This window comes from Pedobacter chitinilyticus, from assembly GCF_003313385.1.
GTDB classification, from domain to species: Bacteria; Bacteroidota; Bacteroidia; order Sphingobacteriales; family Sphingobacteriaceae; genus Pedobacter; species Pedobacter chitinilyticus.
In genome coordinates, this window is the sequence record NZ_QMHN01000001.1 from 1,289,949 (window position 1) to 1,304,770 (window position 14,822).

Below are 14,822 nucleotides of genomic sequence, written 5' to 3' on the forward strand. Positions count from 1 at the left end.
TAGCTCCAATTATCTATTATCTCTAGGCAACTGTTCTGGCCTATGCATTTTATATTGCGTTGCTGTAATCGATTCGAGGAAAGCTATTACTGCTTGTATTTCATCTCTGGTCAAGTTCAATTTCTTCATCAGAGGATCGGTCACTGGATGCATTGGATCTGCTGCTTTTTGGGCTGCCGTAGCGGTATTCATCTGCATTCCACTGTTGTAAACATTTAAAAGCCCTGTGATATTGTCAAACAAGCCATTATGCATCCAAGGGCCGGTATTCATCACATCTCTTAAAGATGGTGTACGGAACTTACCTACATCGTTAGGATCCTTGGTCACATTATAACGCCCCAAATCTTCATATTTGCGTTTATAATAGGTTAAACCAATATTATGGAAGCTCTCGTCGGTAAAATATTGTCCATTATGGCAATTGATACATCTGGCTTTGGTACGGAACAAATGCAGTCCTTCCAGCTCTTTATCGTTTAATTGCTTGTACTCTCCATCCAAAAACCTGTCAAAGCGACTTCTTCTACTGGTTAAGGTACGTTGAAAGCTAGCTAGAGCTTTAGCCACATGATCGAAAGTTATTTTATCGGTTCCATAGGCTTTCTTCACCAATTCCTTATAAGCTTTAATGCCATTTAACTTTGCAGGCAATTCTTTCAAGTTCATCGCCATCTCATTATGGGCCTCAATAGGGCTTTTCACTTGGTCTTCCAAAGTAGTTGCTCTACCATCCCAAAAAAAAGATTTACGTTCTTTTACATTCAATAATGATGGCGTATTTCTATTGCCTGAGGCATGGTCGTGACCGATAGAAACAGACAGCTTATCTGCCCAAGAGGTTTGAGGATTATGGCAACTACTGCAAGAGATTTGATTGGAACCTGACAGTATAGGATCGAAGAAAAGGTTTTTACCCAAAACCACTTGAGCACTTTCCATGGTGGCAAAATAAGCTTTACTATCCATTTCAGGTAAGGCTTTAAACTCCTTCCATTTCACACCGCTATCTACATTGGGCTTAGGCCATTGCGCTACTGGACGTTCGTACAAACTGCGCAAGCTGTCTATCTTGATTCCTCCAGAGGTATAACCTATTTCTCTAAACGAAAAATGTAGCAAACTAAATGCTGTCAATAGCCCAGTTGCCACAAAAAGTTTCATCTTCTTCATCCCTGCAAAATATTAATATGTTTTGTTTTGTTATTTAAACTAAAAGTTACAGCCTACACTTAATCCAGCCACTCCAAAACTACTTCCCAAAAATTGGGTATCAAAAGCTTTGGTAAAACTGTAGTTTAATTTCACATAAGGTGATATATTCTCTTTTAATTTCTTCGTGTATTGCAAATCTATATCTGCAGAGACTCTCGGCTTTGTGAAATATTCAAATTCTTGGTATAGGTATGAATCCATACTGGTTGGTGCCAAATCCAACTGATCAGCAGAAGGAGAAGCATATAAGCCGTCGTATTTGGCCAAACCACTACCTGAACCGTATCCTAATCCTAAACCTAAACTATACATCTGATCAGCTTTAACAACATTTCTCTTCACGTTAACTTTTGCCTGATAACTATTGATTGTTTGGTCTCTATAGAAAGGATAAACAGACGTTGTTTGTTGACGACGAATATAGTTTCCATCTATATTAAAAATCCACGATGGATTATTATTTTCTATATTTTTAAAAAAAGTATAATTCAAATTTGCTTCTAGTTGTTGTTTGTCTAACACATCTCTTCGACCAAAATATACTATCCTAGCCCCCCCACCCGGCATTACTTCTCGCCTGTACACATTCTCAATATTGAATAAGGTAGCGTAATTTGCTTTCAAAGCAATTTGATGTTCATTTTTATTTCTCGAAATAGACAGCACCCCTGCGTAAGCATATTTTTCTGCAGCATGTTCTGTATACAAAATACTTGCCGTACCCTTTTCTCCAAAAAATCCTTTAGGTTTACCATAAGTAAATTCATTAAAAAGACTAATCTTTTCATTTAGCTTAAGATTTAATTGGAATGAAAAACCATGGCTAAAATTAGTTAATGGCCTTATAGCCGAATCATAAGTATAACCGTACTCTCCAAATGTTTCTAACGGGCCATAAAATGATCCGAAACTAATAATAGAAGATAATGGTTCTCCTTTATTACCATAGGTTTTAAAATAAATACTCTCTATCCTTCTATCGTAATTATAATTCAAACCAATTTCTACCAGGTCGTTTAATTGGTAAATACCTCCAACAGACAATTCCATATCTAGTAGTTTATTAATATGTCTTAAATCTTTGGCCTTTGCGAAATTGGCTGCTTGATAATTAATACGACCACCAATTGTTAATTTTGAGTTCAATTGAGCACTTATGGCACCATGCAAAGTATAGGTTTCTTTTGTCTTCGTACCTCTATTGTTATCGTGGCGCTCGACAATATCAAATGGATTCTCATATGGATCGATAAAAGCAGACCCTGCCATGTTTTTACCTTTAAAGTTACTGTAAGCAATTGCTCCTTCAAATACAATCTTCTTATTAAGTCTGTATATGGAACTTGCATCTAATCCATACTCATAGCTATCACTAGATTGATGAAAATTCCTAAACTGCCCATTTGATTTATCTAAAACCAGCTTGGCTTCAGATATTTTGGGCAATTTAAAGTGTTTTAAACCTGCGGCATTTTTGGAGGATATCCATGCATTTTGTCTGCGAACGTAGTTTATATCCGCAAATGCACTGTCAATTTGCTGCGCAGCTAAGTTGGCGGAGCAAAAAACTCCGCCAATAAGCAAAATAACAACTTGTAATTTCTTAAAACTCATTTAAGAGGTTTAGTTGGTTCTTAAAGTAGCTCTACTACGCATGTGGAAATCGTTGGTAGAGTTATTAGTATCTTTATAGATAATACGCGCTCCATTTGCTACTGAAGCTTCGGCATCAATACCACTAGGATCTGTAGAACCACCCGTTACGTTGGTTGTCCCGTATGAATAGTTATAAACCAACTTTGTGGTGTTTCCAGCAATAGCTTTAGTCGCTGCCTCGTCAACGTTACGATAAATCGAATAACCTAAATCGCCAGTATAATTAACATAACCTGCATCAATCGCTCCTGTAAATCTCTTTTGATTGGCTTTTCCAATTTCATAAGCCTCTACCGCATCAACAACCCATGATACAGGAATTTTCTTATCTACCAATGTTGCACTACCTCCATATAGGCTGTTGTAGCTCACATTTGCGCCTAATGCTGAAGGAGTCATATCTTTCAATTCAAATAAAAAGAAACCCGGAGAAACATTACTTAAGGTCCAAGCATTTCCGGCACCATATCTAATCGCTTTTAGATAATGTGAACTAGGAATTAATTCTGCTGGAGCTTTATATGTTCCTGTATTTGGATAACTTGTTATAGCAACATCATAAGTACAATAATAATTGGCATTGTTAAAATTAATTGACTTGGTATGCGTCACCGAGTTATTAACTGCATTGTTTAATGCAATCACAATCTGCTCACCTGGCTTAAGCACTACATCTTGTTGGAAATACCAAAATCCTTGTCCAGCTGGCATCCATCTTTCTTTCAAATAAGTCAAGCTACCATCAGCACCATAGTAATTGTTACTACCTGTTGAATTGTAAGGCATAGCTGTAGCCAAACAGATATTAGCTAAACTAGCATTGGTATTAGAATTATTGTAAAGAATCACATACCTATCATGTTTAAATGCAGCAGACCCATTATCAGTAGGTGTTCCTCCTGTAAAAAGTTCCTTAACTATTATTTGAGATATTGCTGACGCTTCTAATTCCAATTTCACAATCTGTTCGCTATTCCAACCCTCTGCAACAGCAACATTACTTTTAACCGCATTATAGTTGAACGTAGACAAACCAGTCGTTCTCTTATCTGAAGAAGAAACTTCATAGATATCGTTAGGTAAATTAAACACAGCCTTTCCTTCTTTATCAGTAGTAGCTTCAAAAGACGTATTACGTCCTGTTGCTTTAACTTTAACACCTTCTACGGCAGACAAAGCGCTACCTGCCGGGTATTCTAACTGTACGATTACAGCATATGTTTTATACTCTTTATCCTTCTTACAAGAAAACAGGATTATCATCGTACAAAGCATTAGGTATGCTATTTTTTTCATAATACTTGATTTTATATAGTGATTAAATGTTTTTACAATTTTAGTTTTAATGTTGCCCCGTAATTAAAGTCTGGAATATATGAACTGTTGAACAAAGAACTTTCCGAACTGTTCCAAGTAGACCTTACTTTCGCCATGTTGTTAAAGAAGTTATTGGCAAAAAAAGAAAGCGTTGCAAACCTTCCAATCTCTTTAGTTATTGCAAAATTTGCCGAATAATAATTTGAAAGCGTATTCTTATTAAAATAGTAATTGGTAGGAGTTTTCACGATCATCTTTGCTAACTCATTGTATAAAGCTGGATCATTGGCTTTTGCCCAAACAAGTTTTTCGGTGAACGGAATTTTAGTAGATGGATCGTTAAGGCTTGTATAATAATCTGGATATAGGCCTACAAAATGATTTCCACCATAAATACCTAATAAAGCAGTGGATGCTTCATAAGCATCTTTGCCATCCAAAACAAATCCTCTTTTTCCATTTCTCTGTTCGCTTAAGTTTTGGGAATATTTGTAGAAAGAGCCTTCTAATCTCGCTGAAAAGATCAGTCTAAGTGCTGGAATATGAGTGGTAATCGTCAAGTTCATATCCATGGATTTAGAAAATTCTCCATTTGCAGATCTTGCTCCTCCAATAAAAAAACCTATATATTTATAAGGCTTGCCATCTGCCATTGCAACATTAGGTATGCTAGCGGACACCGTTTCTTCCAATCCTTTATAATAGTAATAGTTACCATCAACCCTTAGGGATGTTCGTAATGCTTTAATTTGTTTAAAATCTACGGTCCATGTAATCCTGCTTCTGGTAACTGAAGAACCATTTGTCGTCATTCCATTAGACATAAAAGCATAAGTCTGCGTATAAGAAAGATCTTCGGCTGGTTGTGCTCCTGTTTTATCCGTCACCGTAATAATGCCTGTTTGCTGATTAACGGTATAGATTCTATTTACTGAGGGAATGGTAGAAGCTTCTAAATTAGCCTGAGTGGAAAACTTATAATAAAAGGGTTCATAACTATTAACAGAAATATATGGATTAGTCGTTTTATCCTGTGCAGCGGTAATAAATACACGGTTACCAGCAATTGTCATCCCTAAAGTAATTTCTCTTTGTGTATTGCTCTGCCATTTTAAATCTGGATTAAACAACCTTGTTCTTGGCATGGTATAATAAGCATAAAATGTATCACCATTAGCTGTAGTTCCAGGCGCAAATGTTAAAATATCTCTAAAAAATGGTGTAGGGTACAAAGCGTCGAAACCTGGTAATTTTACGGTTTTACCCCAAGCAACTTTAATACTCAAATCCTCCACTAATTGCTTCTGGTCTTCCCAAAAAATATATTTTGCATTTGCCCTAGGCGACCAGTTTAAAATGTTTCCGTACTCTGACCCATTAATCGATGTAAGTTCAGAACGAATCCCTCCAACCAATTGCAAACTAGATTTATTAATGGGAATTGTGAGCGCATCTTCAGCATAAAATGCATAGTTGTAGGTAAATGATTCCTGATCGTAACGATATTCCCGCCAAGTTGGTGCATAGCGCAAATCGTCGTAATAATTACCTTTACCGGTGTTTCCGCTTCCGCTAAGGTCTACTCCAACTAACAAATTTTGATCTATCTTGCCAATCTTCCTAAACCAATTTGCTTTTAAACGAGCATTATAGTTAATCAACTTATTATCCACATATTCTTTCTCGTACCAAAATCCTCTTGGGATAAGAATAATAGGTGCATTTGGATTAATATCGTACAGTTGCCCTACATGATATCCCTCTTGATTGGTTCTTATAGAAGGTGTAGACGCCGTTGCTGATTTCAATAGGCTAGTTTCTCGAAGTTTATCATTATAATTAATATTTCCAGAGGCTTCCAAACTAGTAATCCATGGTTTATTCAACAACCATTTAGCTGAAAAATTTGTTCTAAAAACATTGTCATTAACTTTAGTGTAGGTATTAACAAATAAATCAGGATCATCCTCAGAATTATATCCTCCAACATTTCCAGTAATACCAATATTTAGGGTAATGGGCTGTCCATTCTTTTTATTAAGCGTATTGTTATAGCTGATTGAGAAGCCATTACGTTGATAGCTAGTATAAGGTGAAGCCAAACTGGATATCGATTTGGTATGCTCTAAATTAAAATTTAACACACCCATGTTATCGCCCAGATTAATGCCCTTGCTTAAAGCTACTTGTTTAGTATTGGGCCTTGTTTGAAGCTCTAACAGATATGGAGAAATGCCTTTAAGAGTATTGATCTTAACCATACCATTAGTCATGTCTCCATGTTCTACAGAAGGAATACCAGTAATGATTTCTATTGATTCAATATTGCTTGTTGATATATTCTTAGTATCTGGGCCATCGTATTCAAGATTCGAACTTCTTAACGAGTTGTTGGTAATACGTATGCCATCCACTTCCAGTCCTACTCCAAAAGCTGGGTTTCCTCGTTCACCTGAATTTCCATTTACTTGAAAATATTGTCTACTTGTAGTCGCCAAATGAAGTTGTTGTGATGTTTTCCCTCCTGGTAACAAGGCTTGTACATCAGTAACATTCTGCATTTGCAAATGATCAAGCGCCTTACGATCCATCACAAACGATGTGGCTAAATCCGTGCCTTTTTTGGCCGTAATTTCCACCTGAGATAAAGTAAGATTGTCTTCATCCAAAAAGAAAACCAAATCCGTAAGATTTTTGCTCATTATGTACTCGGTTTCCTTTTTTACAAAACCTAAATATTGTATAACAATCTTAACTTTTCCAGCGGGGATATTTTTAAGTGTAAATTGGCCTTTTGCATCAGCACTAGCCCACTGGCCGCTCGCTGGCACAGCTACGACGGCAAAATCTACTGGTTCTTGGTTACGTCTGTTCAATACCTTACCAGAAATGGTAAATTGAGCATTTGCCAATTCCACAAAACCCAAAGAAACCGCAAAAAAAAGCATTAGCATTTTTAAGTTACTTTGAAATTTCACAAAAAGCACTGAAAATAAATTCATTAGACCAAATTGCACGTTATATTGCCGACCTGAGAGCGAGCAGCCATGTAGCAAATTGCCGCAAATATAATGTTATTTAGACTAAGTCAAAATAAAAACACAACTATAAATGATAAAATAGGGCCTTTAGGCAAAAGATTAGATGCCTTTGATTGATGAAACAGTAATTTTAAAGAATATTATTCTGATAGATGCAAAGGATAATTGATATCGACTTTGAAACCACTTCCTAAACTAGTTTCAATTTGGTATTTGGCGTTGATCATTTGTAAGCGGCTTTGGATATTCTGCATTCCAATACCACTCCGTTGGTTAAGCACTTCCATATCAAAACCTTTTCCGTTATCTTGATATACAATGGACAAATTTGCTTCGCGGACACCAAAGAGCATTTTTATTTCAGAAGCATTTGCGTGTTTAAGCGTATTATCTACCAATTGTGTAAGCACCCTAAACAAAGCTAGAGAAGTTTTTTCTGGCAATTCCACCTCCTCTAAATCATTTTCGTGCGCTAGAGAAATTTTGATTTGACCAGTATTATTAATGAGGTTAACAAAGGCTTCAATAGTGGTAAAAAGTCCAAAAACAGCTAAACCAGGAGGCGATAGATCATGGGAAATATGCCTTACATCCACAATCATTTTATCGATCAGTTCCTTAGCGTCCGTCAATACTTCTTCCTGTTGTTCATTCAGTTTATTTTTCAGGGAGTTGAGCATTAATTTAATGGCAGACAAGGTCCCTCCTATCTCGTCGTGCAAATCCTGGCCTATTCTTTTACGTTCAATTTCCTGCGAATCAATCACCGCATTTAACAGTTCCTTTTGCTGTATAATTTGGGTTTCCTGCAATTCTCGTCGTTGCTTCCACACCATATTCTGATTTCGAATATAGAACAGCAGGAATGCCGCAATGATGACAAATAACAACAGCATCCCATAAAAAACCAGCAAATAAACGTTATCTATCATTTAATCTTTTTATTAATCAATGAGAAGCCTCTTGCAAAAGCGAGGTACATGGCCAAAACCAAAATGGAATGCACATCCCATATAATATCATTTAAAGTACGATTAGAACTTACAAATACAAAATAATTGGAAAGAATAAAGATAATAGTGGCCGTTGGAAAATAAATGAGAATCCCTATGTTGATCCAACTTTTAGGCTGTTTTAGAAAATCCTCTACAAAACCACTATTGTACAAAAATACCAAGCAAATGGAAGTAATCAGAATAGCCTCTACTGGCCTGGTGTAAGTATTAAATTCGTAAATACTTTGAAAGAATAAAAAATTCAGGACAAAAGCGATAGGGAGCAAAATAATAGCTCCATACAATATCCTTCTTATGGTTTTATTTTCAAAAATCAGCAGAAAATAACTTAGAAAAAAAATAGTTTCGCCAATCGTATAAATATGTAACAAAGGAAGATTTCTGATATTAAGATTACTTAAATAAATGGCCGTTGCATTCACTAAGCCCGCAAATATTAAGTAATAAAAGATAGTCTTCGTTTCTTTCCCAGCATCTTTATATTTCGGCAAAAAAGTAATAATTGGAACAAGGATGCTTAATGGCACCACCACAGCTGTTAGGATATCTCTGGTCATTACGTATTTAAATTCTTATGTAGTTTTGTTTGCTTTTGTACGGCACAAAGCCTTTGTTCCAAATCAGTAATTGGATTTGGATCTTAATAAGACGTATCATTTTTGAATTACGACCTACAAAAGTGAAATAATTAGAGAGCGTAAAAGAAGATCACAGCTACTGAAAAGCATAATAACATCTCAATGTTTAATTTATTTATAGGCTTATAGACTTATAAAACTCAACATAGCTAATCCATTAGCTTGTTATAAGTATCAAAAAGATGTCTCGAAAACATCTAAAGTTGAACATTAATATTGGCAGTGCATTTTCACTTTCGGACCATTTAGATAATCCGAAAGTGAAATAGAAAACATTGTTTAAATAAAGACTTGCAGATGTAGATATAAAAATTTCTTATACCTATCTCCACAAAAGTATGTACTGAAATCTCATCAGCATTAACGCTGTGCTTAAAACAAACATTTTTCCTATTAGAGGCTCTTTTATATTTTGTCTACAATGTGCCGATCGATAAAATTATACTTAACAGAACAATATATCCAAGGATAATGTTTTCTAGGATCAAGGAACAAATAATGGGCTTTTTGGATCACATTTATCTGGACAAGGCTGGGTGAAATCGTAGATTTCCGTATCGTCGTCATCGTCGCCCAAACCACCATTACCTGGGGTTTTATAAATGATATCTGCACCGTCTTTATCTACAGGTACAATTACTGCAGTGATATCATCATCAAGGTTCATATCATCTTCCTTTACTGCAAAATAAGCCCTTACGCCTTGCAGTTCGTTGATGGTGGTGCCATCCGCACGCAAAATATCATAGCTATTGATAATAGCTAGCAAGTCGCTAATAGGTATAAAAACTGCTCTAGGAATGTTAGTTTCTGGAACTTGTTTAGCTAATTGATCGCGAAAGCGTGTAACTCGGTCTACCGCATCGTTTACCGAAATGGTTGGTACGTTAATTTTTGACTTCATCTTTAAGTTTATTTTTTTTGTCGAATCTAATAAAAAAAAGATATTTGTAAACGCTTCAAAATGCGATTATTTCTTTAATACTGTACATCAAAGAGATGTATTGACCTTAATTATTAAAAAATCTACTATTTTAATAGCATTTTAAGGAAATCATTGAATAATAATATTTATAAAACAATTTTTAAGATGAAAATCAACGTTGCAATTGCCGATGATCAAAAGTTATTCAGAAAAGGAATGATAGCTCTTGTAAATTCCTTTGAAGACATGAATATTATCTTCGAAGCAGAAAATGGCAAGCAGCTTGTTGATCGCTTAGCAATTGAAGAAGTAAAACCTGATATTATCTTGTTAGATCTATCCATGCCAGAAATGAATGGATTAGAAGCCTTAAAAATTATCAAGGAAACTCAAGCCAATATTGGGGTAATCATTTTAACCATCCACGAAGCGGAACACCATATCTTGGCCACTATTCAAGCAGGTGCAAATGGTTACTTGGCTAAAAATGCGGAACCAGAAGAAGTAGAGAAGGCCATCCGTGAAGTTTTTAAAAACGATTTCTACTTTACACTCCCCATGTTGGAGATTATGCGAAAAGGGCTTACTAAGAAACCTCAAGTAGTTAGTCTTGATCAAGAAGAGAATCTACTCACGCCAAGAGAAAAAGAAATACTTCAATTAATATGCAAGCAATTCAGCAGTGTAGAAATCGCCGAAAAGCTTTTTTTAAGTAACCGCACCGTAGAAGGACACCGAAACAACCTCCTATTGAAAACTGGAAGTAGAAACACCGCGGGCCTGGTCCTATATGCACTTAAACATAAGTTTATAGAAACTGACCGCTTCTCCAACTAGTCACTTTTTTCTTCACCACAAAGCAACCACGTAAAATTACCTGGTTATACAAGTAGTTTCACCTGTTTATCAGTACAGGCAAAAGCGCTCTACTCCATCTTCTCCAAATTTTGTCACTTAGCATTGTCGATTAGCGACTCTCAAACAACAAAAGTTCAAACAAAAAAAGGAGAAGAAGTGAACCAATTTTTTTCATACCAAGTGAGCAATGATGTCGAGGATATTGATCCACATTTCAGCTCTTTTTATCAAGACGATAATTCCTTCAATATCTCCGAAGAGATCATGCCACTTGTTGATAAACTGATCACCCTTTGCCAAGAACATGGTTTTTTCATTAAGATCCTAAACAGATCTACCATTATTCGTAGGAGCTTAATGAACGACCTCGCCTTTGATTTCATTGCAGCTTACGAGACCACCCAAGAAACATTAAATCTTTCTTATCACAACTTTGGATTGGCTTTTGGTGTGGGCATTTATGAATGTTCTGCGCTTGGACAACTTAAATATCTAGATCACGAAGTACTTTATGACAAAGTTGGCAAATTAGGTGAATCTCTTGGTTTTAACTGGGCCAGCAAACATCAATCTTTAAGACATTTGAGGTACTTTGAACTAAAACCTCAATGGGCAAAAGGCCTAAGTGATAAAGAAATGATGAATGAACTTTATAGAAGAAAACAAGCCAATGTAAGTTTACTTACTGCCGCTACAAATAATTAATACTGAATTAGCTCTCAATCAGTTTGGTTCATGCGATGTGAACAAACCTAAGTCCCAGAGTCCTCTGGGGCTTTCTTTTTTTGGTGATCTGCACAAAGATTTACGAAGTTTTTAAACGGCGAAGCCCTTAACTTAACATTTGAAAACAACAAACAACTGAAGTTAAACTTCGCAAGTCTATAAAAATATTTAACAACGACTTTGAAAAGCAAGGTTCGGTGATCCTTAGGTTATACTAGACCCGCTTTTCACTTTACTCACTACGTTCGTGTTCGCTGCAATCGGGTTTAGCTAACAACGGCATTACACCAACCTAAAGCAACAAACAACTAAAGTTAAACTTCGCAAGTCTGATATTTGGGCATAAAAAAAGAGCGATAAACAAATGTTTACCGCCCCTAATTTATTTAACCAACTTAATTTTTCTGTTTCGTGACCTTAAACTCCGTTCTACGGTTTAATGCCCTACCCTCTGGATTATCCTTTCCATCCGCTAATTTATTTGGTGCTACTGGTTTACTGAATCCATAGCCCTTAGAAGTCATTCTATCCACGGTGATGCCTTTGCTAGCCAAATAATCCACACAAGATTTTGCTCTTCTATCCGACAGGCTCAAATTATAAGGTTCTGTACCAATATTATCTGTATGAGCACTCAATTCAATATCAATATTCGGATTGTCCACCATAATTTGGTACAACGTATCTAAAGTTACCTTCGACTGTTCCGTAAGTTCCGAACTATCAAACTCGTAAAAGATATTCTCAAGTACAATAGGTTTATTAATGATCATCGGCTCCAAACAAAGGGTCGAACTTAACAAGGTATCAACCTGTACTAGCTGTGCGTAATTGTAACTAATGTTTTTTGCAAAGTATTTGTCTCGCATCACATTAATCTTTAAATCCCTATTACTTCCAACTTGAAAATGATAATTACCATTGTTATCCGTTTGCGAAACCTGTTCAGGCACTTCATTTCCAGTTATGGTGACAATAGCACCAGCAAGTGGTTTTTGGGTCACACAATCAATGATGGTTCCGTTTACATTTAAATATTCACGTACGATATGAAAAACCTCCAAACAGCATACCGATTCTCTATCAGAACTGATGTAGCCTTCACGACCTTCTTCATCTAGGGCTGTAAAGTAAATATCATCTTTGGCCGAATTGAATGGATAACCTAGGTTAACAGGTTCAGTCCAATCTACAAAATCACCAACGGCCTCATAAAAATCGAAACCTCCCAAACCAATTTTGCCATTACTACTAAACAATAAGGTTTTGTTTGCAGGTATATAATAAGCTGCTTGCTCATCTTCGCTAGTATTAATTTTTCTACCCATATTAATGGCATTACCTACCGTTCCATCTGGTCTTAAAATTGCATACCATAAATCATAACCACCAAAACCTCCTGGTCTATCTGAAGAGAATATCAAATATTTACCATCTCTACTTACTGACGGCTGTTGAGAGTTGTAGCCATTTACATTGATTTCACCAGTCATTGATACTGGGGAACTCCAAGTATCTCCTTCTTTCCTACTGATATAAATGTTACGCTTGTCGTTTTCCTTGTTAGTTGCCCATGCAGTTAAAAACATCATCTGACCATTCGGGTGGATAGTTGCCGCAGCAGTCTCCATCTTTTTAAGGTCGATATTGACTTTTTGAATGTTAATCTTTTGGCTAGCAGGATTCTCACCATCTACCGCATAAATAGTATTTACATAAGGGGTTTCTTTTTTAAATACTTTTACGTTGGCGGTACTTCCTTCCAAAATCTGATTTTTACCTTCACCACCGATAGGTCTTGAAGAAGTAAAAATAAATCCAGAGTTATTGCTCATGGCTGGAGCATAATTTGAACCCGCTTGATTAATATTGTTCATCAATCTATTTACCCTGAGCAGTCTCGGATATTTCATCTCGGCCAGTGCATACCTACAAGAAGCAATTTCCAATTTTGCTTTTGATACTAAATCATCGTTTGCCTTATAACGAACAATGAAATTTTCAAAGGCCTTAACCGCTTCATCGTATTTTAGATTAGCCCTTAAACATTCTCCATACCAAAATTCGCTTTGCGCATATTTTGGGTTAGTAAATTTATTGGAAACTGCATACCATTTTTCGGCATCCTTAAAGTTTTTGTACAACCTTAACGAAGTTGCCAGTTGATAAACCGCATATTCGTAGTCATCTTTTCGGGGGCTGGTTTCCTTTATCTTTTGTTCAAAACCAAAAGGCACTACAAAGCCAGCACTATCAGGCGATATTTGAAGCATCCTTTTATAGTATTCGGCCGCAGCGTAATATTCTTTGTTCAAGAAATAAACATCGGCAATACGTTTGGTACTTGAACCCATTTGCGCCTTGGTTACACTAGCCAAGCACAAAAAAACTGTTAATATTTTTAGAAATTTCATAGCTTAATTTTTTAAAGTCGAGGACAAAAGAAGTTAGGGCCAACAATACCTTTTCTGCTACTAAATGAGATGGAAAGCTCCAACCCTCCCTTATTACCTGTTGCCCTGTTTAGTGCCGAAGTATTAAAGTCGTAGCTCACGCCAAAAACCATGCTTTTAATGTGGAAACCCAAGAAAGCAATCGCCGCATCATCTACCCTATAATTGGTACCAAATAACAAATCGGTTTGGGTATTCAACATCATTTGGGCATAAGCCCCAACCGCTACTTGCTGCGCATTACCTTGTTTAAGGAACAATGCATTTGGTGTAATATCGAACATCTGGTTAATTTTTAACCTAGCTCCACCATGAGCAGTGTACCTCATTGGAATTTTTGCGTCGCCTCCTATAAACTTATCTTTTGGTCTGTTAAGGTGAGAAACCGATAGACCTGCAAAGACATTGATCTTTTTGTAATCGGCAGCATCAAAAAACATCACGCCCGCATTAATGTCAGGAGCTGTAAAATTTCGAGCTTCAAAATTCTCATTAAAACCCAATCCACTATCATAGCCTACCGTTGGGTTGTATTGACTACCCAAGGTGATACGGGAAATGTCGATACTTTTGTTAATGATCCCAGCCTGTAATCCGAAATTGACAATTTTATCGCCTGCCTGACCAAAACGTATACGATACGAAGCCGAGGCCAAGGCATTTAACTGATTGTAATTTACAGATCCAGCCCTTTGATTAATCACCATACCACCAAAGGCAAGGTTTTTGGTAGGAGCGGCATCAAACGACGCTCCTACGGTTAAATATCCATCATTCAAATTACTCCACTGCTGCTTTGCATTAATATTTGCTCGATATGCGCCATCGGTTACCCCAGTTAAGCCTGGGTTTAACCACAAGGGATTGGCATAGTATTGAGAAAAATGTGGATCTATTTGTGCATATACATTATTTGCAATAACCGCTAACATGCCCATTACTGCAACTATTAGTTTTTTCATTTTCATTGGTGCCAT

General features: G+C 36.4%; 11 protein-coding genes. 2 read left to right on the forward strand and 9 right to left on the reverse strand.

Going from position 1 to position 14,822, the window contains the following annotated elements:
• Positions 1–9: 9 nt before the first annotated feature.
• From DUT70_RS05430 to DUT70_RS05460, 7 genes are all read right to left on the reverse strand, one after another.
• The gene (locus DUT70_RS05430; protein WP_113646240.1) at positions 10–1,173 is read right to left on the reverse strand and encodes a cytochrome-c peroxidase; all 1,164 of its coding nucleotides are present in this window, start codon (positions 1,171–1,173) and stop codon (positions 10–12) included.
• A 39-nt stretch (positions 1,174–1,212) separates the two neighbouring features.
• Positions 1,213–2,829 (reverse strand): DUF6850 family outer membrane beta-barrel protein, encoded by a 1,617-nt coding sequence (locus DUT70_RS05435; RefSeq protein ID WP_113646241.1) that lies wholly within the window; start codon positions 2,827–2,829, stop codon positions 1,213–1,215.
• A gap of 9 nt (positions 2,830–2,838) precedes the next feature.
• On the reverse strand, positions 2,839–4,167 hold the full coding sequence (locus DUT70_RS05440; protein ID WP_113646242.1) for a DUF4876 domain-containing protein: 1,329 nt from the start codon (positions 4,165–4,167) through the stop codon (positions 2,839–2,841).
• Positions 4,168–4,199: 32 nt separating this feature from the next.
• On the reverse strand, positions 4,200–7,142 hold the full coding sequence (locus DUT70_RS05445; RefSeq protein ID WP_113646586.1) for a carboxypeptidase-like regulatory domain-containing protein: 2,943 nt from the start codon (positions 7,140–7,142) through the stop codon (positions 4,200–4,202).
• A 227-nt stretch (positions 7,143–7,369) separates the two neighbouring features.
• On the reverse strand, positions 7,370–8,161 hold the full coding sequence (locus DUT70_RS05450; RefSeq protein ID WP_113646243.1) for a sensor histidine kinase: 792 nt from the start codon (positions 8,159–8,161) through the stop codon (positions 7,370–7,372).
• Complete coding sequence (locus DUT70_RS05455) at positions 8,158–8,802, reverse strand: hypothetical protein (protein WP_113646244.1); 645 nt, start codon at positions 8,800–8,802, stop codon at positions 8,158–8,160. Before DUT70_RS05455 ends, DUT70_RS05450 begins: the two co-directional genes overlap by 4 nt.
• A 565-nt stretch (positions 8,803–9,367) precedes the next feature.
• Positions 9,368–9,787 (reverse strand): hypothetical protein, encoded by a 420-nt coding sequence (locus tag DUT70_RS05460; RefSeq protein WP_113646245.1) that lies wholly within the window; start codon positions 9,785–9,787, stop codon positions 9,368–9,370.
• 186 nt (positions 9,788–9,973) lie between these two features.
• Between DUT70_RS05460 and DUT70_RS05465 the strand changes: the two genes are divergently transcribed.
• Positions 9,974–10,645: a response regulator transcription factor gene (locus DUT70_RS05465; protein ID WP_113646246.1), complete on the forward strand. Its 672-nt coding sequence runs from the start codon at positions 9,974–9,976 to the stop codon at positions 10,643–10,645.
• Positions 10,646–10,822: 177 nt separating this feature from the next.
• Positions 10,823–11,371 carry a M15 family metallopeptidase domain-containing protein gene (locus DUT70_RS05470; RefSeq protein WP_128353301.1) on the forward strand — a complete coding sequence of 183 codons (549 nt, stop codon included), beginning with the start codon at positions 10,823–10,825 and terminating at the stop codon, positions 11,369–11,371.
• Between the two features lie 416 nt (positions 11,372–11,787).
• On the opposite strand, the gene DUT70_RS05475 is transcribed toward DUT70_RS05470, so the two are convergent.
• The gene (locus DUT70_RS05475; protein ID WP_240432030.1) at positions 11,788–13,806 is read right to left on the reverse strand and encodes an OmpA family protein; all 2,019 of its coding nucleotides are present in this window, start codon (positions 13,804–13,806) and stop codon (positions 11,788–11,790) included.
• Positions 13,807–13,817: 11 nt separating this feature from the next.
• On the reverse strand, positions 13,818–14,807 hold the full coding sequence (locus DUT70_RS05480) for a PorP/SprF family type IX secretion system membrane protein (RefSeq protein WP_240432031.1): 990 nt from the start codon (positions 14,805–14,807) through the stop codon (positions 13,818–13,820).
• Positions 14,808–14,822: the final 15 nt, after the last annotated feature.